This window comes from Streptomyces durocortorensis (genome assembly GCF_016901035.1).
GTDB lineage: Bacteria > Actinomycetota > Actinomycetes > Streptomycetales > Streptomycetaceae > Streptomyces > Streptomyces durocortorensis.
Genome location: NZ_JAFEUF010000136.1, coordinates 1 through 19,848, shown reverse-complemented (window position 1 = coordinate 19,848; position 19,848 = coordinate 1). Strand labels below are relative to the sequence as shown.

Annotated in this window: 17 protein-coding genes; 12 read left to right on the top strand and 5 right to left on the bottom strand. The window is 72.4% G+C overall.

What is annotated here, in order from left to right; genetic code table 11:
* Window positions 1–217: 217 nt before the first annotated feature.
* On the bottom strand, window positions 218–754 hold the full coding sequence (locus JS521_RS23070) for a TerD family protein (protein WP_205084852.1): 537 nt from the start codon (window positions 752–754) through the stop codon (window positions 218–220).
* A 131-nt stretch (window positions 755–885) separates the two neighbouring features.
* Window positions 886–1,842, bottom strand: coding sequence for a DUF1152 domain-containing protein (locus JS521_RS23065; RefSeq protein WP_205084851.1), 957 nt, complete (start codon window positions 1,840–1,842; stop codon window positions 886–888).
* An 88-nt stretch (window positions 1,843–1,930) separates the two neighbouring features.
* On the opposite strand from JS521_RS23065, the gene JS521_RS23060 reads away from it, so the two are divergent.
* The 6 genes from JS521_RS23060 to JS521_RS23035 all read left to right on the top strand — a co-directional run bounded on the left by JS521_RS23060 (window position 1,931) and on the right by JS521_RS23035 (window position 7,602).
* The gene (locus JS521_RS23060) at window positions 1,931–2,536 is read left to right on the top strand and encodes a YdbC family protein (protein ID WP_205084850.1); all 606 of its coding nucleotides are present in this window, start codon (window positions 1,931–1,933) and stop codon (window positions 2,534–2,536) included.
* 59 nt (window positions 2,537–2,595) lie between these two features.
* Window positions 2,596–3,255, top strand: a complete 660-nt coding sequence (locus tag JS521_RS23055; protein WP_205084849.1) for a histidine phosphatase family protein — start codon at window positions 2,596–2,598, stop codon at window positions 3,253–3,255.
* Window positions 3,256–3,267: 12 nt separating this feature from the next.
* Window positions 3,268–4,176 carry an ADP-ribosylglycohydrolase family protein gene (locus JS521_RS23050; RefSeq protein WP_205084848.1) on the top strand — a complete coding sequence of 303 codons (909 nt, stop codon included), beginning with the start codon at window positions 3,268–3,270 and terminating at the stop codon, window positions 4,174–4,176.
* Between the two features lie 206 nt (window positions 4,177–4,382).
* Window positions 4,383–6,167, top strand: coding sequence for a DUF4153 domain-containing protein (locus JS521_RS23045; RefSeq protein ID WP_205084847.1), 1,785 nt, complete (start codon window positions 4,383–4,385; stop codon window positions 6,165–6,167).
* A gap of 186 nt (window positions 6,168–6,353) precedes the next feature.
* Window positions 6,354–7,064, top strand: coding sequence for a ribonuclease HII (gene rnhB, locus JS521_RS23040; protein WP_205084846.1), 711 nt, complete (start codon window positions 6,354–6,356; stop codon window positions 7,062–7,064).
* A gap of 64 nt (window positions 7,065–7,128) precedes the next feature.
* Complete coding sequence (locus JS521_RS23035) at window positions 7,129–7,602, top strand: hypothetical protein (RefSeq protein WP_205084845.1); 474 nt, start codon at window positions 7,129–7,131, stop codon at window positions 7,600–7,602.
* A gap of 230 nt (window positions 7,603–7,832) precedes the next feature.
* On the opposite strand, the gene JS521_RS23030 is transcribed toward JS521_RS23035, so the two are convergent.
* Both JS521_RS23030 and JS521_RS23025 read right to left on the bottom strand, forming a co-directional pair.
* Window positions 7,833–8,474, bottom strand: a complete 642-nt coding sequence (locus JS521_RS23030) for a hypothetical protein (RefSeq protein ID WP_205084844.1) — start codon at window positions 8,472–8,474, stop codon at window positions 7,833–7,835.
* Between the two features lie 215 nt (window positions 8,475–8,689).
* Window positions 8,690–10,861 (bottom strand): RecQ family ATP-dependent DNA helicase, encoded by a 2,172-nt coding sequence (locus JS521_RS23025; protein ID WP_205084843.1) that lies wholly within the window; start codon window positions 10,859–10,861, stop codon window positions 8,690–8,692.
* Window positions 10,862–10,971: 110 nt separating this feature from the next.
* Here JS521_RS23025 and JS521_RS23020 point away from each other — a divergent pair, with 110 nt between their 5' ends.
* A complete protein-coding gene (locus JS521_RS23020; protein WP_205084842.1) occupies window positions 10,972–12,351 on the top strand; it encodes a DUF4192 domain-containing protein in 1,380 nt (459 codons plus the stop codon).
* Window positions 12,352–12,429: 78 nt separating this feature from the next.
* On the opposite strand, the gene JS521_RS23015 is transcribed toward JS521_RS23020, so the two are convergent.
* Window positions 12,430–13,011, bottom strand: a complete 582-nt coding sequence (locus tag JS521_RS23015; RefSeq protein ID WP_239487695.1) for a pyridoxamine 5'-phosphate oxidase family protein — start codon at window positions 13,009–13,011, stop codon at window positions 12,430–12,432.
* A gap of 147 nt (window positions 13,012–13,158) precedes the next feature.
* Here JS521_RS23015 and JS521_RS23010 point away from each other — a divergent pair, with 147 nt between their 5' ends.
* The 5 genes from JS521_RS23010 (at window position 13,159) to JS521_RS22990 (ending at window position 19,749) form a co-directional block, all read left to right on the top strand.
* Window positions 13,159–13,917: an NUDIX hydrolase gene (locus JS521_RS23010; RefSeq protein WP_205084841.1), complete on the top strand. Its 759-nt coding sequence runs from the start codon at window positions 13,159–13,161 to the stop codon at window positions 13,915–13,917.
* Between the two features lie 145 nt (window positions 13,918–14,062).
* Window positions 14,063–15,805 carry an ATP-binding cassette domain-containing protein gene (locus JS521_RS23005; protein WP_205084840.1) on the top strand — a complete coding sequence of 581 codons (1,743 nt, stop codon included), beginning with the start codon at window positions 14,063–14,065 and terminating at the stop codon, window positions 15,803–15,805.
* 181 nt (window positions 15,806–15,986) lie between these two features.
* The gene (locus JS521_RS23000) at window positions 15,987–16,853 is read left to right on the top strand and encodes a FadR/GntR family transcriptional regulator (protein WP_239487694.1); all 867 of its coding nucleotides are present in this window, start codon (window positions 15,987–15,989) and stop codon (window positions 16,851–16,853) included.
* A 324-nt stretch (window positions 16,854–17,177) separates the two neighbouring features.
* The gene (locus JS521_RS22995) at window positions 17,178–18,725 is read left to right on the top strand and encodes an RNA polymerase sigma factor (RefSeq protein WP_205084838.1); all 1,548 of its coding nucleotides are present in this window, start codon (window positions 17,178–17,180) and stop codon (window positions 18,723–18,725) included.
* Between the two features lie 193 nt (window positions 18,726–18,918).
* Window positions 18,919–19,749, top strand: a complete 831-nt coding sequence (locus JS521_RS22990) for a S1 family peptidase (protein ID WP_205084837.1) — start codon at window positions 18,919–18,921, stop codon at window positions 19,747–19,749.
* The last annotated feature ends 99 nt before the right edge of the window (window positions 19,750–19,848 follow it).

Sequence of the window (19,848 nt, the reverse complement as noted above, 5' to 3'; positions counted from 1 at the left end):
GGGGGGGCGCGGCGGCGCGCGTCCGGCCGCCCGCCGGCGGGGCGGTGTCCGGCGCGCGCGGCGTGCTCGCGTCAGGCCGCCCGGCGCGCCCGCCCGGCCCCCCCCCCCCCCCCCCCCCCCTTCGGCATGCCACCCCGGGTTGTCCGGAAACGGCTGATGCCATCCCTCCATGGCCCGGGCTGCCGATGTCATCCCTCGGCGCCCCGGGCTGCCGATCTCACCCCTCGGCGGCCCGGCTTCCCATCGCCGCGGCGAACGAGTCGGGGTCGCCGTCGTAACCGCGTACGGTCGAGCGGAAGCCCCACAGCCCCGAGCCGTCCCGGGTGAACTCCCCTACGACCGCCGCGGTCGCCCACGCCACGTCGGAGAAGTCGTTCTCGGCCAGGACCGTGTAGCCCTCGCCGATCTCCATCGCCGTGCTCCCTATGGCGCCGAACGTCTTGTGCCCGTCGCGCTGCTGGATGGCGACACCGACCACCACCCGCCCGTACCGCTCCGCCAGCCGGTTCAGCTCGATGGTCATGACCTCGTCGAAGCCGAACCCCTGGCCGGTCCGGCTGTCCCGGTTCAGAGTGATGGTGCCGTCCGGCGAGCGGCTGTCGAAGTGGACCAGGTAGGCGGGGGCGCCGTACGGCTCGTCGGCCGGGTAGGTCGCCGCGATGATGTCGAGGTCGTTGGCGGCCGCCCCGTGCGGGCTCGGATCCCATTTGACCCGCACTTCGACCTTCTCGATGTCCTTGTTCGGAGTGCTCAACGGACTCCCCTCCCGGCCGACGGCCCACGGACCGTTCTCATCACCCGATACACGATGGACCCGATCATGTACGGAACCGGCCGCTGAACCAACTGTCCCGGGTTCGGACGGCGGATTCGGGCCATCCGCCCTCAGTGCGGGATCCTGCGCGGCGGGCGCTGCCGGACCTCCTCGCGGAACAGCTCGATCGCCCTGCTGACCTGACGCATCAGGTGCGTGTCCTCGATCCGGTCCAGATAGAGGCACTGGCCGGCCAGCCCGTCGAGTTCGAAGGCGAAGTACAGGGCCATCAGCGGGTTGACGAAAAGCTCGCTCCCCTTGGTGCGCGAGGTGAACTGCACGTCCCCGAACTCCCCCCGTACGGCTGCCGCTATGGAACCGTTGACGATGCTCGGATGCTCCCGCGTCTCTTCCTGGGCGTGGGCGACCGCGTCGAGGAACAGCGCGCCCTCCCGGCTCGTACGGGGTACGGAGAACGCACCCAGATACGCGCCCGCGCGCTCCAGCGCCGCGATGTTCTCCAGGACCAGGCCGTGGCTCACCCCGTGGTACGCGTCGACGCCGAACCCGATGGACACGACGAGGCGTTCGGGGCCCTCGATCCCGGCGAGCGCCGCGACGCTGGTGAGATCCTCCTCCGGCGTGCCGAGCCCCGACTCGTCCCCGCGCATCAGGATGTCCGTACCGCCGTCCACGAGGACGACCGCGTCGATGTCGTACCGCTCGATCAGCGCCCGGTACGCGGCGCGCAACGGCTGGACCCCGACCCGGGACAGCGCGTGCACCGTGCCCGGGTAGCCGTGCCGGGTGAGCCACCGGGCGAGGGCGCGCTCGGGGAAGTACGGCTGGTGCGGGGCGGTGTCCGGGGTGATCACCGCGAGATCGGGGGCCGCCCAGGCCTCCAGCGGAAGGCCTTCGACCGCGCTGAAGGTCAGGTTGGCGAGCTGGACCTCCTTGCCCTGGTGCATCAGCGAGAGCGCCAACGGCAGCCCGGCGTAGATGTCGAAGCCCCCTCCCGCACCCGCCACGAGGATGCGCCGGGCGGAGGCGAGCCGACTGAACAGAGGATGGGCGTGCAGCGTCGTCATGGTGATCATTGTGCGAGCGGAACGCCCGGTTCGAGTGCACTCCTTCGGACCGTGACGCGTGCCACGTTCCGCGCCGTACGATGGCGCGGTGCTGGTGAAGTGGATTCGCTGTTCCGTGGTGGACCGTCATGGTTTCGAACGGGGGCAGCGGAAGTGGGCGGGGCTGCTCGGCGAGCCGGGGTTCAGAGGACAGAGCGGCGGGTGGAGCCGAACGCGCCCCGATGTCGCCCATGTCTTCGCGTTCTGGGAGAACCGCGTCTTCTACGACTCCTTCATGGCGCGCGGGCACGACCGGCTGGCCGCCGGGCAGTCGGGCATGTTCCGCGATATGCAGGTCACGCTCTTCGAGCGCCGCTTCGACGTGAAGACGGGTTTCGAGCCCCACTTCGCGGAGGCGGACGTCGTCAGGATCGCGCACAGCCGGGTCCACGAGGAGCGCGCCGAGCACTTCGTGCTGATGCAGCAGCAGGTGTGGAATCCCGCCATGGCCGGGTCGCCCGGCATGCTGCGCGGGGTGTTCGGCGAGGCGCCGGGCAACGAGTTCCTGGCGCTGTCCCTGTGGAAGTCGAGCGCCGAGCGCGGCAAGTACCGCGCGGCCGGGGCCGAGCGGCTGGCGGCCCGGGCGCAGACCGAGACGGACGTGATCGCGCTGACGGGGGACGTCGTGGAGCTGGACCCCTCCTGGACGGTGTAGACGCGGCCTGCGCGGTGCCCGATCACCCGTGCGGGCCCGACTCGATCTAGGCTCGGGTCATGGCACGACCGCAGCGCATTGTCCTCGTCCGGCACGGCGAGTCCGAGGGCAACGCCGACGACACGGTGTACGAGCGGGAGCCCGACCACGCGCTCCGGCTCACCGCCGCCGGTCTGCGGCAGGCCCGGGAGACCGGCCGGGAGCTGCGCGAGCAGTTCGGCGACGAGGGGGTGAGCGTCTACATCTCGCCGTACCGCCGCACCCACGAGACGTTCCGGGCCTTCGATCTCGACCCGGCGCGCGTCCGGGTCCGCGAGGAGCCCCGGCTGCGTGAGCAGGACTGGGGCAACTGGCAGGACCGGGACGACGTACGCCTCCAGAAGGCCTACCGGGACGCCTACGGGCACTTCTTCTACCGCTTCGCCCAGGGCGAGTCCGGGGCCGACGTCTACGACCGGGTCGGGGCGTTCCTGGAGAGCCTGCACCGGAGCTTCGAGGAGGGTGACCACCCGGAGAACGTCCTGCTCGTCACCCACGGACTGACGATGCGGCTGTTCTGCATGCGCTGGTTCCACTGGTCGGTCGCGGAGTTCGAGTCGCTGTCCAACCCGGGCAACGGCGAGACGCGGACCCTGCTCCTCGGGGAGAACGGCCGCTACACCCTCGACCGGCCCTTTCAGCACTGGCGGACCCCTGAACCGTACGGCCGCACCGGTTAGAGTGGCTGTGCGATGACCGCTGATTCTGCTTCCGCGCGGCGCTTCGAACGCGCCCTGGCCAGCCTGCGTGGGCTGTCCGTGGGAGACGCCCTGGGCTCCCAGTTCTTCGTCCCCGTCAACTACCCCCTGCTGAAACAGCGGGCCCTGCCGCCCGGGCCCTGGCAGTGGACCGACGACACCGAGATGGCCGCCTCGGTCCTGGCCGTGCTCGCCGCCCACGGCCGTATCGACCAGGACGCGCTCGCCCGCTCCTTCGCCGAGCACCACGACTTCGACCGGGGCTACGGCCCCGCCGTCAACCGGCTCCTCCGGCTCGTACGGGAGGGCGGCGACTGGCGGGAACTGGCCTCGGCGCTGTTCAAGGGACAGGGCTCCTGGGGCAACGGTTCGGCGATGCGCATCGCGCCGCTCGGCGCCTGGTACGCGGACGACCCGGAGCAGGCCACGCACCAGGCGGAGATCTCCTCGTACACCACGCACCAGCACCGCGAGGCCGTCGTCGGCGCGATGGCCGTGGCCGCCGCCGCGTCGCTCGCCGCAGCCCCCGGCGGACCGCCGAGCCCTGAGGACCTCCTCGACGGCGTCATCGCGCTCGTGCCCCGCAGCGCGGTCGGCGCGGGGCTGCGCCGGGCCCGCGACATGCTGGACTACCGGGACGCGGGGACGGTCGCCGCGGTCCTCGGCAACGGCCGCCGGACCAGCGCCCACGACACCGTGCCGTTCGCGCTCTGGTCGGCCGCCAGGAGCCTCGGGGACTACGAGGAGGCGTTCTGGGTGACGGCCCAGGCGGGCGGCGACGTCGACACGACGTGCGCCATCGTCGGCGGTGTCGTCGCGTCGAGCGAGGCCGGAGCGCCGCCCGCCGAGTGGCTGGCGCAGACGGAGGAACCGCCGGCGTGGCTGACCCTTTCCCTGCGCTGACCCCGTCCCTGCGCTGACCCTCAGGCTGTTCGGCTCCTCTGTCACGGTCCTGCCACAGGATCACTCTGCGTGTCTGCGAACGTGAGTTCGGTACTACTCTTTCGGCCACGCCGCCCCTGGTTGATCTTGAGGGCGCGCACCGAATGAGACACCGGGCCGGGCGTACGGCTGTGGGCCGCGCCCGGAGCCGGTGGGGGAGGGGCCCCATGTCCGATCAGTCGTCCGAAGCGTCCAGACCGCCGGAGCAGTCACCGGAAGCCGGTCAGCAACAGCAACAGCAACCGCAAGCGCCGGAAGCCGGTCCGGAACAGCAACCGCAATCACCGGCGCCCACCGAGACCGCCGCGCCCGCCCAAGCCATCAAGACCACCGCGACCGCCGGCACACCGGCCCGCGCCGGCATACCAGCAGCCGGACCCGGCAACCCTTGGCAGCACGGTGCGGGGACGCCCGGAGTCAAGAACAGTACGGGTGACGGCGCGACGGCCCGGCTCCGGCCGCCCGCTCCGCCCCTGATCCGTCCCGCCGTGCTCTGGTCCGTCCTGGCCACCGCCGTCCTGAGCGCGCTCTTCCTGGGCGACGGACTCGGGGTGAACCTGCTCATCGTGGCGGTGCCCGCCTCGCTGGCGGCGTTCTTCGCCGCACGGTCGGCGGGCCGCGGACTGCGGCCCTGGACCGCGACCTGGGCGGTCGGGGGCCTCGCGCTGCTCGCCGTGCCCGCGCTCCGGGACGCCGGCTGGCCCACCTTCCTCGCCGTGGTCTCCGCCTTCGCGCTCGGCTCGCTGGCGCTGCACGGCAGCCGCAGCTGGCTGGGCGTGTTCATCGGCTCGCTGGGCCTGTTCGACTCGGTCGTCCCCGGCATCATCTGGGGCGTACGGGGGATACGCGCCCGCGCCGACGGCTCCCGGGCGCGCTGGGGTTCGGCCCTGCGCACCACGGCGGTGGCCCTTGTGCTGCTCGTGGTGTTCGGAACCCTCTTCGCGAGCGCGGACGCCGCCTTCGCCGACCTGCTGGGCGACCTCATGCCCGACGTCTCGGTCGGCGAGGGGCCCTGGCGGATCTTCCTGTTCGCGCTCGGTCTGGCGGGCGCACTCGCCGCCGCGTACGCCGCCGCGGCCCCGGTGCGCTGGGACGGCGTCACTGTACCGCCCGGCAAACCGCGGGGACGGGCCGAATGGGCCCTTCCGTTGATCGTGCTCAACCTGCTCTTCGCCGCGTTCATCACCCTCCAGCTCGTCGTCCTCCTCGGGGGTTACGAGAAGGTGCGGGCGGAGACCGGACTCGACCACGCCGAGTACGCCCGCCAAGGCTTCTGGCAGTTGCTGTGGGCCACCCTGCTCACCCTCCTCGTGATCGCCCTGGCCCTGCGCTGGGCGCCACGCGGCGGCAGCCGGGACCGGACGCTGGTGCGCGCCGTCCTCGGCACCCTGTGCGTGCTCACCCTCGTCGTCGTCGCCTCCGCGCTGCGCCGCATGGACTTGTACGTCGACGAGTACGGCCTGACCAGGCTGCGGATATCCGTGGCCGCGATGGAGCTCTGGCTCGGGGTGGTCCTCGTCCTGATCCTGGCGGCCGGTGTCTTCGGGGTCCGGTTCCTGCCGCGGGCCATCGCGGTGAGTGCGGCGGCCGGGGTCCTGGCCTTCGGGCTGCTCTCGCCGGACGGACTGATCGCCGAGCAGAACGTCCAGCGCTTCGAGGACGGCAAGTCGACCGGCATCGACATCGACTACGTCAAGGACCTGTCCGCCGACGCCGTACCCGCCCTGGACCGGCTGCCCGAACCGGAACGCTCCTGTGCGCTGCGGATCATCCAGAACGAGGTTCTCCACTCCGATGCCCCCTGGTACGCGACCAGCTGGGGAGAGACGCGGGCGAAGGAGATCCTGGAGAAGCGGCCGGTGCTGGGCGACGCGCGCGCATGCTACGGCGTGGGCCGGGACGGATCCCGCGACGGCTACGAGCCGGACGACGGCGGCTACGACCCGTACTGAGCAACGGCCTTCGAGCGGCAGTACCGCTTCGATCCGACGCACCCCGAGAGCCCGTGGCCCCTCTGAACTCCACGGGGTTCAGAGGGGCCACGGGCCCCTCGTGACCGCCCTCGATGGCTGATTCGCGGTACGCGCGGCGCCCCGGGGTGTTGCTGCCGCGGCTGTCGGCGTACGCTGGCTGGCGCCATGCCGTACGAACCACCCACGCACACCGTCGAGCGCTCGATTCGCGCTACCACCGGTGCCAGGACCGTCGCCGGTGTCGATGAGGTCGGACGCGGTGCGTGGGCCGGACCCGTCACCGTGTGCGCGGCGATCACCGGCCTGCGCCGACCGCCCGAAGGTCTCACCGATTCCAAGCTGTTGACCCCCCGGCGGCGCGCCGAGCTCGACCCCGTGCTGCGGAACTGGGTCACCGCCTACGCCCTGGGCGACGCCTCGCCGCAGGAGATCGACGACCTCGGAATGACCGCCGCCCTCCGGCTCGCCGCCGTGCGCGCCCTGGAGGGGCTGCCGGTGCGCCCCGACGCGGTGATACTCGACGGCAAGCACGACTACCTGGGCGTTCCCTGGAAGGTCCGCACCGTGATCAAGGGCGATCAGTCCTGTATCGCGGTCGCGGCGGCCTCCGTGATCGCCAAGGTGCACCGTGACCGGATGATGGCCGAGCTCGGTGCCGCGTCCGAGGACTGCGGCGACTTCGCCTTCGACGCCAACGCGGGATATCCCTCGCCCGTGCACCGGGCCGCGCTGGAGGAGCGGGGGCCCACGGCCCACCACCGCCTCTCCTGGTCGTACCTGGACGCGCTGCCCCGGTGGCAGCACCTGAAGAAGGTCCGTATTTCCGCCGAGGCGGCCGCACTCGAAAGCGGGGGCCAGCTCGGCTTCGAATTCTGATCGCGCACACGCGCCCCTTTTCCCGGCGCCGACGACCTCGGCGTCCGACAACCAGACCACCGTCATGCCTCTGATCTCCGAGGAGCCTCAGATTCCCGAGAGCGCCCAGGGTCCCCGCGTCACTCCGGCCACCGGCCGCACCGCGCCGACCCTCCAGCTGATCCCGGCCCCGGTCGCCGGTGCGCTCGACGCGGCCGAGGGAGCCGTCGACCTGCTGCTGGAGTCCGGTCGTGCACCGGGCGACATCCTGGTGCTGACCACCGGCGAACAGCACCCGTGGGCCGCCCACGAGCTGTCCTTCGGCGAAGCGTCGTACTGGGCTCAGCACGACGCGGGCGACGACGTCTTCTTCGCCGACCTCTCCGCGGCGGACCGGGCGCGGTCCCGGCCCGTGGTCGTCGTCGCGGTCAACGGCGACGGCGACGGCGACCGGACCGTGGCGCGTACCCTGCCCGTCGCGCGTGACCGCGCGGCCGCGCTGCTGATCGTCTGCGGAGACCCGCGGACGATCAACTCCGCACTCGGCGCCGGGGTCTGACCGGACCCCGCCGGGGGGGGGGGGGGGCCGCCGGGGCCGGCGGGCGGGCGCCCCGCGGCCGCCACGCGGGGCGGGCGGGGCCGCGGCCCCCGGGGCCCGGCCCGGGGCGGGGGGGCGGGGTTGGTTTGGGGGCGCGGCCCCCGGGGTCTAAAAAACCCCCCCCGGGGGGGGGGGGGCGGCCCCCCCCCGGGGGGGGCCCCGCCCCCCCCCCGGGGGGCCCGGGGGCACGCTCAGCGGGCCGCGGTGCGGCGCAGTGCCTCCACCGCTCCGCCGCCCGACCGGGTCGGGGCGGTCAGGTGGTCGGCGACGGCGTCGGCCAGGAGCGAGGGCTCCGACAGCGAACTGGGCCGTCGCCCGCCCCTTCCCTCGCCGAGCACCTGCCAGCCGCCGCGGGTGAGCGTGATGTAGGCACCACAGCGCAGCCCGTGCAGAGTGCAGGCGTCCCTGAGGCCCCACATCCACGCACCGTCCTCCTCGGTCCACCGTTCGTCGCCGTCACGGCAGTAGAGAAGGACGGCCGTACGGACCGGCGTACGGCGGCGCAGATCGTGCGGGATGACCCGCCGCAACTGCGCCAGCAGGGCGTTGCGGAACTCCCAGCCGTCCGCGGGCACCGTGGCCCGGCGGGCGAACGAGGCGCTCGCCGTGAGCCGTTCCTCATGATCGAGGACCGCGACCACGGCGGTGGCCGGAGTCGGCCGGTGGCGGGAGTGCAGCCCGCTGACGACCTCCCGGGGGCTGCGGAGCAGGGGTATCCCCGCCGAGGCCCACTCCGCTGGTTCGAGCATCCGGGCAAGGCGGTTGACGGAGTCTGCGGAAACCGCGGACGCCGCTGTCGAAGTGGCTGTGGACGGGGCGAATCCGAAGGTCACGGTCCTCCCTTCGCTACGCGCCCACGGTGCGGGCAGGGTCGAGTGAGGGCGCGCCGCGGCACAGCCCTTCCGGGCCCGGCGAGAACTGTGCGGGGGCGCTTCCCATCCTCCCTGGCCTACCGGCGGGCGGCAACGAGCAATTACTGCGGCTGACGGGAATCAGCCGGAATGACACTGATATCCCTGCCCAGACCTGCCCGGGATGACTCCCCCTGTCACCCCTGAACCGCGAGGACCAGCGGAAACACCCCCTGGGCTCCGGCCCGCCTCAGGAGGCGCCCCGCCACGGCCAGGGTCCAGCCGGTGTCCGCCAGATCGTCCACCAGCAGAACGGGACCGTCGGCCGCCGTCAACGCCGCCGCCAGCTCCGGCTCCACGACCAGGGTCTCGTGCAACGCCCGCACCCGCTGCGCGCTGTTGGTCTGGGACATCCGCACCTCCTCGGAGCCCGGCGCATAGGAGACCGTCCCGAGCAGGGGCATCCGGCCGATCTCGGAGATGCGCCGGCCGAGCGACTCGACCAGTTGCGGCCTGCGGCGCGAGGCGACGGTCACCACGCCGACCGGCCGGGGAGCCGCGTCCGCCGCCCCGGAGGCCCAACCGCCCGGCCCCTTCGCCCAGTCGGCGAGCACGGTGACCACGGCGTTGGTGACATCGTCCGGCACCGCAGCGTCCGGGGCCTGCGCGGCGAGCATGGGGCGCAGCCGGTTGCCCCAGCCGATGTCGGAGAGCCGGCCGAGCGCCCTGCCGGTGAAGGACAGTTCGCCCGCGGGGATACGCCCCTTGAGCTCGATGCCCACCGCGGGCAGACCGGTGGGCCACATCTTGCGGGGCTCGACCTCCACACCGGGCCGGCCCAGCTCGGTGCGCGCTCCGTCCAGGGCGGCGGTGGACACCTTGTCGTCGAAGCGGGCGCCCGCGCAGTTGTCACAGCGACCGCAGGGAGCGGCCTCTTCGTCGTCCAGACGCAGCCGCAGGAACTCCATCCGGCACGCCGTCGTCGAGGCGTAGTCGCGCATGGCCTGCTGCTCGGCCTCCCGCTGCCGGGCGACCCAGGCGTAGCGCTCGGCGTCGTAGACCCAGGGGGTGCCCGTGGAGATCCAGCCGCCCTTGACGCGCTTCACGGCTCCGTCGACGTCCAGCACCTTGAGCATCGTCTCCAGCCGGGTCCTGCGCAGATCGACCAGAGGCTCCAGAGCGGGAAGCGACAGGGGCCGCTCCGCGTGGGCCAGAACGTCCAGGGTGCGCCGCACCTGCTCCTCGGGAGGGAAGGCGACGGAGGCGAAATACTGCCAGATCGCCTCGTCCTCCTTCCCGGGGAGCAGCAGCACCTCGGCATGCTCCACCCCGCGTCCCGCACGCCCGACCTGCTGGTAGTAGGCGATGGGGGAGGAAGGAGACCCCAGATGCACGACGAAACCGAGGTCGGGCTTGTCGAACCCCATGCCCAGCGCGGACGTGGCGACCAGCGCCTTGACCCGGTTGGCCAGCAGATCGTCCTCGGCCTGCTGCCGGTCGGCGTTCTCGGTCCGCCCGGTGTAGGAGGCCACCGGGTGCCCGTTCTGGCGCAGATAGGCGGTGACCTCCTCGGCCGCCGCCACGGTCAGCGTGTAGATGATTCCGGAGCCGGGAAGCTCACCGAGATGGTCGCCCAGCCAGGCCAGCCGGTGCGCCGCGTTGGGCAGTCGCAGCACGCTCAGGCTCAGGCTCTCCCGGTCCAGCGGTCCCCGCAGAACCAGTGCGTCCGTCCCGGCTCCGGTGCCCAGCTGCTCCGCGACGTCCGCCGTCACGCGGGCGTTGGCCGTGGCGGTGGTGGCGAGCACCGGCACCCCGGTCGGCAGGTCGGCGAGCATCGTCCGCAGCCGCCGGTAGTCGGGCCGGAAGTCGTGCCCCCAGTCGGAGATGCAGTGGGCCTCGTCGACCACCAGGAGCCCGGTCGCCGCAGCCAGCTTCGGCAGCACCTGGTCGCGGAAGTCGGGGTTGTTGAGCCGCTCGGGGCTCACCAGCAGGACGTCCACCTCGCCCGCCGCCACCTCGGCCTGGACGCTCTCCCACTCCTCCGTGTTGGACGAATTGATCGTGCGGGCGCTGATCCCGGCCCGGGCGGCGGCCGCGACCTGGTTGCGCATCAGCGCCAGCAGCGGTGAGACGATCACGGTCGGGCCGCTGCCCTGCGCGCGGAGCAGCGACGTCGCCACGAAGTAGACGGCGGACTTGCCCCAGCCGGTGCGCTGCACGACCAGCGCCCTGCGCTTGTCGGCGACGAGCGCCTCGATGGCCACCCACTGGTCCTCGCGCAGCACGGCCGTACCGGTGGCATCGCCCACCAGGCGGGCGAGGACGGAATCGGCCGAAGCCCTGAGCGCTGCACGATCTGCGTTGGTCATGCCCCTATGCAACCTGATGACCACGACAAACCGCGAACGACGACGCGAGCCTGTGGATAACGTTATCCACAGGGGTCGCGGGACGGGGCGGGCTGCGGGACCGTCGAGCCATGAACAAGCACCACGAATCCACCGGCCCCGCCGGGGAGCAGCAGATCACCCTGCGCGGCCCCGCCGAGCTCGCCGACGCCCTCCCGTATCTCATGGGCTTCTATCCCAACGACAGCGTCGTGATGGTCGCCCTGCACGGCGGCCAGGGCCGGTTCGGCGGCCGGCTCCGGCTCGGAATTCCGCAGGCGCCCGGCGAATGGGGGCCGGTCGCCGACCAGTTGGCGGAGTGCCTGGTCTCGGGGAGCGAGCGCCGTGAAGGACGGCCCGACGCGATCGTGCTCTTCCTCTGCCAGGACTCGCCGGACGGTGCGGGCGGCCGGCAGACGATGGAGCGGCTCAAGCCGTTCGCACAACGTCTGCGCACGGCGTGCGGAGCGCTCGACGTGCCCGTCCTCGAAGCCCTCTGCATCTCCGACGGCCGTTACTGGTCCTACTGCTGTCCCGACCCCCGATGCTGCCCCGACCAGGGGAATCCCCTGGCCATGCCCGGCACCACGGTGATGGCCGCGGCCGCCACCTACGCGGGCGTCCACGTCCGGGGCACGCTGCGCGACATGGAAGGCCGGCTCCAGCCCCTGCGGACCCCGGCAGCCGTGCGGGCACAGGAGAAGGCCCTGGACAGGGTCGGAACGGCGCTGCTGCCGAGGCTTCTCGACGAGCGGGCCAGGCGGGATGTGGCGGGGGAGACCCTCCGGCTCGCGCGCCGGCTCATGGACCGGATCGAGGAGGCACAGCCCGCGCCACCCGCGCTCTCGGACGCCGGGGACGACCAGTTGATCGGTTCCGACGAGGCCGCCGCCGTCATCCTCGGGCTCCAGGACCGCGAGACCCGGGACAGGGCCGCCGCCTGGATGGAGGGGCCGGAAGCCCAAGCGGCCCTGCGGCTGTGGCGGACGCTGGCCCGGCGCTGCGTCGCACCGTACGGCGAGCACGCCGCCGCTCCGCTCACCCTGGCGGGCTGGGTCTCCTGGTCCACCGGCGACGAGCCGGGCGCGCGGGTCGCCCTGGCCCTGGCACTGCGCGCCGATCCCGACTACACGTTCGCCCAACTGCTGCACCGGGCCTGCAATGAGGGGCTTGATCCGGAAGCCCTGCGCCGTTGCCTGCGCGAGGCGGCCGCAGAGGACACGGGCGTCGGTGCCGAAGCGCCGGAGGCGGTGGTGGAGACCGTCGCCGACCGGGGAGCCGTTCCCCTGCACGTCCGCAAGGTCCGCCCGCTGCCCGGCGGGGGCGGACGCCGAGGGCGCGCTCCTCGGAGTCCGGGCACCGATCGCGGGAAGGCGTCACCCGGCTCGACCTCCCCCCGGACCCCGGTGACCGGGCGGCGGACACGCGACGCCCGGCGGTACGGGCGTCGCGGCAGCAGGACGCGACGATGAACCGGACGCCCCCTGGCCGATGAACCGGCGAGGGAGCTGGTGAAGGCGAAGGTGAAGGGGCAGGCGAAAGCCGGCCGGCTAGCCTGCCGGCCGGCCGGGATCCGTGCCTTCGGCCCCGGGATCCCTGTCCTCGGCCTCGGGATCCGCGGCCTCACCCCGCCTGGTCCAGAACTGACGCGGCGCGAACCCCTCGCGCCGCAGCCAGTGTTCTGTGTAGACGATCCGCTGAGCCTCGATCACCACGAGAGGTCCCGACGGGGGTTCGTCGAGCGAACGTGACCGCTCGACATGGTCGGACTGCCAGCGGAACGCCGGCCAGTAGTGCTCGAAATCCCGGTCGTGCTCCGACAGCACACGCGCGCGCCCGAAGAGTTGGGCCCCTCGGCTGCTGGCCTGTCCGACCAGCGGAGCGAAGATTCCCACCGACACCCGGGGGTCCGCGGCCAGGTTCCGCATCTTCGGCGACCCGGGGGCGGTGCTGAACATCACCGCGAAGTCGAGGTGGAAGTACCGCACCGGCGTCGCGAGCGGCCCTTCCGGACCCGCCGTCGCGAGCACGCACATGTTCTGTGACGACAGCAGGTTGAGTATCCGCTCCTCCAGACGCTCTCGATCCAGACGCTTCTTCGGGGACGGGCCGGCGAGCCACGGGTTGGTCATAGGCATGACCGACTGTCCCACTGAACGGCCGCTCCGATCCCACCGCGGCGCCCTGAGCCGCGCCGCATCCCGAACCGTGGGACATGGACTGATCACGAGCATGCTGAAGGGAGTGTTTATCGTCAGGCAGACGACTATGATCGCGGCATGCCGCCCTACGACCCGTCGACCTTCCCGCCCTTCGCAGTCACCGTCGACCTGGTCGTGCTCACCGTGCGCCGTCACGCGCTCTGCGCGCTGGTCGTCCGCCGCGGAGAGACCCCGTTCCAGGGCCGATGGGCGCTGCCCGGCGGTTTCGTCAGGCTGGACGAGGACCTGGAGTCCGCGGCAGCGCGGGAGCTCGTGGAGGAAACCGGCCTCTGCGCACACGACCCGGCGAGACCGGCCGCGGGCAACGGCGCACATCTGGAGCAGCTGGCCACCTACGGCGACCCGGCGCGCGACCCCCGGATGCGGGTGGTCAGCGTCGCCCACCTCGCCCTCGCACCGGACCTTCCCGCGCCCCGGGCGGGCGGTGACGCCAACAGTGCGCGCTGGGCGCCGGTCGAGGACCTGCTGCACCCCGGCACGGACCGGGAGGGCGATCAGGCGGCTCCGCTGGCCTTCGACCACGCGCGGATCCTGGCCGACGGGGTGGAGCGGGCCCGCTCCAAGATCGAATACTCCTCGCTGGCCACGGCGTTCTGCCCGCCGGAGTTCACGGTCGGGGAGCTGCGCCGGGTGTACGAAGCGGTGTGGGGCGTGGTCCTCGATCCCCGCAACTTCCACCGCAAGGTCACCGGAACGCCCGGATTCCTGGTGCCTTCCGGCGGGACGACCACGCGGCAGGGCGGCCGGCCCGCGCAGCTCTTCCGGTCCGGGTCGGCCACGGTGCTCAATCCGCCGATGCTGCGACCCGAGGTCTGAGCCACCGGGCGTTCCCCCGCGATGGCCCCGCGGAACGCCTGTCGGCCCGCCCCTGCACCAAAAGTCTGAAATGTCGCGTTATGTTGCTGCGGTACCCCCTTGCCGCCGAGCGGTCTCACCTTCCGCGAGAGACGCGAGAGAAGCGATGCTTCAGGCCATCGGACTCACCAGCACCCCCCGGCGCGACGCTCCGCCCGCCGTGAACGATCTGACCTTCGAGGCTCCTCCCGGCCGTGTCACGGCTCTGCTGGGCGCCCCCCGCTCGGGCAAGACCACGGCCCTGCGGCTGATGCTCGAACTGGACGCCGGGCGGGGCGTCGCCTACTTCCGGGGGAGGCCGCTGCACCGCATCGCCCACCCGGCCCGGGAAGTGGGCGTGCTGCTCGGCGACGTACCGGGCCATCCGTCCCGGACCGCCCGGGGTCAGCTCCGTATGCTCTGCGCGGCCGCGGGCGTGCCCGCCACCCGGGCCGACGAGGTGCTGGAGGTCGTCGGTCTCGCCGGGCTCGGGGACCAGCGCCTGGGCACCCTCTCGGTGGGCATGGACCGACGGCTCGGCCTCGCCTCCGCCCTGCTCGGAGACCCGCACACCCTGATCCTCGACGAACCGGCGGAGGGGCTGTCCCCACGGGAGAACAGCTGGCTGTACGGGCTGCTGCGCGCGCACGCGGCCCAGGGCGGCACGGTCCTCCACACCACCGGCGACCCCAAGGAGGCGGCCCGCACCGCCGATCGCGTCGTCACCATCGGCGGTGGACGCCTCGTCGCCGACCAGGACGTCGCCGACTTCGCCCGCACCCGGCTCCGCGCCCGCGTCGCCGTCCGCACCCCGCACGCGGCCCGGCTGGCGGCCGTGGTCAGCCGGGAGGCCCGAGCCGCGCAGCGCTCCGTCGAGGTGGTCGAGGAAGCGAGCGGCCGACTGACGGTGTACGGCAGCAACTGCGCGGAGATCGGCGACACCGCCTACCGGCACGGTGTCCCCGTGCACCGGCTCGCCGACGAGATCGGCGACACCGGACCCGCCGCCCCGGCGGAGGCCGGAGTCGGGGCGGCGGAGCGGGGCGATGCGGCCGCCGCGCTGTCCGAGCTGCCGCCCCCGATCCGGGTGCGACCAGCGCGCGGCCCCCTGCGCCCCCTCCGGTACGAACTGCGACGCTCGCTCGGCGTCCGGACAACGACCATGATCATGGCGGCCGTTCTGGTGGTGTCGGCCGCCGTCTCCGTCCTGCTGGCCCGCACCGACGGGACCGCGCTTCCCCGCGTGCTCGCCGCCTGGCCCGCTCTGCTGCCGCTGCCTCCGGCCGCACTCGGCGCCGGCCTGCTGGGCGCGCTGTCCTTCGGGGACGAGTTCCGCTACCCCGCTCTCGCCGCCGCTCGCGGCACCGTGCCCCGGCGGCTCGGACTGCTGCTGGCCAAGCTCACCGTGACCGCGGGCTTCGCCCTGCTGCTCGCGGCCCTGGCCCTGGTGTGCGGAGCGCAGAGCCTCCGGCTCGTGTACGGACCTGACTTGATCGAGATCCCTTCGAACGCCTTCGCGCTGGTTGTGAGTTGGGCCGGCCTGAGCGTCGGCTGCGCCTGGGCGGGGCTTCTGGCCGCCGGTGTCTTCCGGGTGGCCGGGGCGGGCATCGCCGCGGTGCTGGCCGTACCGGTGCTCGTTGTTCCGCTGGTGCAGAAGATCTTCGCGGTGCCGTCCGCGCGTTCGGTCGCCGGGCTCCCGGGCCGGCTACGCGAACTGGCCGGGTGGCAGCTGCCGCAGGAGGCGGACCACTGGGTCCTGGCCGTAGCGCGGGTGGTGGCGCAGCCCGTCGGGACCGCACTCACCCTGTCGTTGTCAGCCCTGATCTGCGCGTATCTGTTCACCAGCCTTCGCGGAAGGGCGCGTTGGTGATCGCCGCCGTCCCGAGCCGAGGAGAGGAGCCCACAACTCCCTGAGAAATGACTGGTTTGTGCGGATATGGCGTCAATTGCGGAGCGGGCGCCGATCACCCTTTCGTGTGCTTTTCACCAAAGACCTCAAGGGGTGGCCGAGCCGCGCCGACAAAGGATGCGTGAGTACCCTTGCGCACACCATGATGACCGCCGCCCGCACCGCCGATTCCGGCCTGGCCGGCTCGGGCGAACTCGACCGCTACCCCTATACGGAGGCGTCGGCCGGCGAGCGTGCCGCCACCCGGGCCTGGGGCGGTACCGATTCCGAGCTGGGACGGGCGAGCCGACGGGGTTCGGCCAGCCGGGGGCGCGGTCTCCACGGCCAACTCGTCCAGCAGCTGGGCCAGATGATCGTTTCCGGTGACCTCGGCGCGGACCGCCCCCTCGTTCCCGAGGAGATCGGCCAGCGGTTCGAGGTCTCCCGCACCGTCGTACGTGAATCCCTGCGCGTCCTCGAAGCCAAGGGGCTGGTCAGCGCACGCCCCAATGTGGGGACGAGGGTCCGCCCGGTCAGCGACTGGAACCTCCTGGATCCCGACATCATCGAATGGCGGGCCTTCGGTCCGCAGCGTGACGACCAGCGTCGTGAGCTGGCCGAGCTCCGCTGGACCATCGAACCGCTCGCGGCCCGCCTCGCGGCCGGGCACGGCCGGGACGACCTCCAGCAGCGGCTCGGCGACATGGTGGAGATCATGGGGCACGCGATGGGGCAGGGGGACGCGATCACCTTCTCCCGTGCCGACGCGGAGTTCCACGCCCTGCTCATCCAGGCTGCGGGCAACCGGATGCTCGAACACCTTTCCGGCATCGTCTCCGCCGCCCTCCATGTCTCCGGGGGCCCCGTCACCGGCTGTGACCGCCCCGGCGAGACCTCGCTCGCCCACCACGCGCGGATCGCCGACGCTCTGGCGTCGGGCGATGCCGGGGCCGCCGAGACGGCCATGCGCCAACTGCTCGTCGTCCACCCCGACGTCGAGCGAGTGGTCCCCGCACCGCGCGAGCACTGACCGGGGCCGAGCCGGGATGTGTGGGCCTGATGCCGCCGGGCCGCACAGGTACGGCGGCACAATGGAGGGGGATGCAACCTTTCATCCCGTTCGTCGCGAATGAGGTGTGACTCGGGCCACGCGTATTGGCCGTAACACTCCTCGAAGCAGCGCGATGACCTAAGAGGTGAGCGCAGCGGAAGGAATACAGCAGCCCATGGGCGCGCTGTTTCAGTTCTGAGGCCAAACCCGCGCCGTCGACGACATCCCCAGTCGGCGGTCGTCGGTTCCAGCCCCCTCCAGGGCAGGGCCGGAAGCCGTTTCCATCGTTCCGAGAGGTTGTTCGTGTCGGCCAGCACATCCCGTACGCTCCCGCCGGAGATCGCCGAGTCCGAGTCTGTGATGGCGCTCATCGAGCGGGGAAAGGCTGATGGGCAGATCGCCGGCGATGACGTGCGTCGGGCCTTCGAGGCTGACCAGATTCCGCCAACCCAGTGGAAGAACGTTCTGCGCAGCCTCAACCAGATCCTCGAGGAAGAGGGTGTGACGCTGATGGTCAGTGCCGCGGAGTCGCCGAAGCGCGCCCGCAAGAGCGTCGCAGCGAAGAGCCCGGTCAAGCGCACCGCCACCAAGACCGTCGCGGCGAAGACCACCGTGACCAGGACCGTCGCGGCCACCGCCGCCCCGGCGGCCGAGAGTGCGGACGCGGTGGCCGACGACGCCGTCGCGGCCGCTCCCGCCAAGAAGGCGGCGGCGAAGAAGACCGCTGCCAAGAAGACCGCCGCGAAGAAGACGGCGGCCAAGAAGACCGCCGCGAAGAAGTCCGGCAAGCAGGACGACGAGATCCTCGACGGCGACGAGCCGACCGAGGAAGTCAAGGCCGGTAAGGGTGAGGAAGAGGAGGGCGAGGGCGAGAACAAGGGCTTCGTCCTCTCCGACGACGACGAGGACGACGCACCTGCCCAGCAGGTCGCCGTCGCCGGCGCCACCGCCGACCCGGTCAAGGACTACCTGAAGCAGATCGGCAAGGTTCCCCTCCTCAACGCCGAGCAGGAGGTCGAACTCGCCAAGCGCATCGAGGCCGGTCTCTTCGCCGAGGACAAGCTGGCGAACGCCGACAAGCTGGCGCCGAAGCTCAAGCGCGAGCTGGAGATCATCGCCGAGGACGGCCGCCGGGCCAAGAACCACCTCCTGGAGGCCAACCTCCGTCTGGTGGTCTCCCTGGCCAAGCGCTACACCGGCCGCGGCATGCTCTTCCTGGACCTGATCCAGGAGGGCAACCTCGGTCTGATCCGCGCGGTCGAGAAGTTCGACTACACCAAGGGCTACAAGTTCTCCACGTACGCCACCTGGTGGATCCGTCAGGCGATCACCCGCGCGATGGCCGACCAGGCCCGCACCATCCGTATCCCGGTGCACATGGTCGAGGTCATCAACAAGCTCGCGCGGGTGCAGCGCCAGATGCTCCAGGACCTGGGCCGCGAGCCCACCCCGGAGGAGCTGGCCAAGGAACTCGACATGACCCCCGAGAAGGTCATCGAGGTCCAGAAGTACGGCCGCGAGCCGATCTCGCTGCACACCCCGCTCGGCGAGGACGGCGACAGCGAGTTCGGTGACCTGATCGAGGACTCCGAGGCGGTCGTCCCGGCGGACGCGGTCAGCTTCACGCTCCTCCAGGAGCAGCTCCACTCGGTGCTCGACACGCTCTCCGAGCGTGAGGCCGGCGTGGTCTCGATGCGCTTCGGTCTCACCGACGGTCAGCCGAAGACGCTCGACGAGATCGGCAAGGTCTACGGCGTGACGCGTGAGCGCATCCGTCAGATCGAGTCGAAGACGATGTCGAAGCTTCGTCACCCGTCGCGCTCCCAGGTGCTGCGCGACTACCTCGACTAGACCGCCGAGGTGCGACGGTCCCGACTGGATCGCCGAAGTCCGGATCGCTGAATACCGGATCGCGGAAGTTTCACCGGCCGAGGGCCCGGAACCCCCTGGGGATCGGGGCCCTCCGGCGTGTCCCCGGGGGTGGACGCGGACCGGCTGGATCACGCTGGGTGAAACGTTTATCGCCTCAGCGTCAGGAGCCTCCATGCCCCGTCCCGTCGTCCGTGCCCTGACCGGGGTGCTCGCCCTGACCGCCGCCGCGGCCGTGCTGCCCCTCGCCGCGCCCTCCGCGGCGGTGGCGGACAGCATCGTCGTCGGCGGACAGCCCGCCCCGGTGGCGGACAGCCCCTGGGCCGTGGCGCTCTCCAGCCGGGACCGGTTCGGAGGGGCGCGCTCCGGGCAGTTCTGCGGCGGCGTGGCCGTGGCGCCCACGAAGATCCTGACGGCCGCCCACTGTCTGAGTGACGAGGCGCTCGGCGGACCGGCGAAGCGGGTGAAGGACCTGCTGGTCATCGCCGGCCGGGAGCGGCTGAGCGATTCCGGCGGCCGGGAGATCCCGGTCCGGTCCATCTGGGTGAACCCGGCGTACGACCCCGACTCCAACGCCGGCGACGTCGCGGTGCTGACCCTGTCCCGCGCCCTGCCGAAGGGCGGGACGATCCCCACGGCCAGGAGCGGGGACGCCGCCTACCGGGCCGGGACCGCCGCGGACGTCTACGGCTGGGGCGATACGACGGGAAGCGGCACCTACGCCTCCGTGCTGCGGTCCGCCCGGATCCAGGTCCTGCCCGACAGCGACTGCGCGCGGGCCTACCCGGGCGGCCGGGAGGGCACGTACAAGGCCTCGGCGATGCTCTGTGCGGGCGATCCGGCGGGGGGCCGGGACGCGTGCCAGGGCGACAGCGGCGGGCCGCTGGTGGCCCGTGGGCGGCTCATCGGCCTGGTGTCCTGGGGCAGCGGCTGCGGGCGCCCGGGCAGCCCCGGGGTGTACACCCGGGTCTCCGCCGCCCTGGAGTGGGCCGCGGGCCGCATCTGAGCCGTGGGGGGGGGGGCCCCCCCCCGGGCCGGGGGGGGGGCGCCCGCCCCCCCCCCCCCCGGGGGGGGCCCCCGGGGGGGGGGGGCGGGCGCGCGCCCC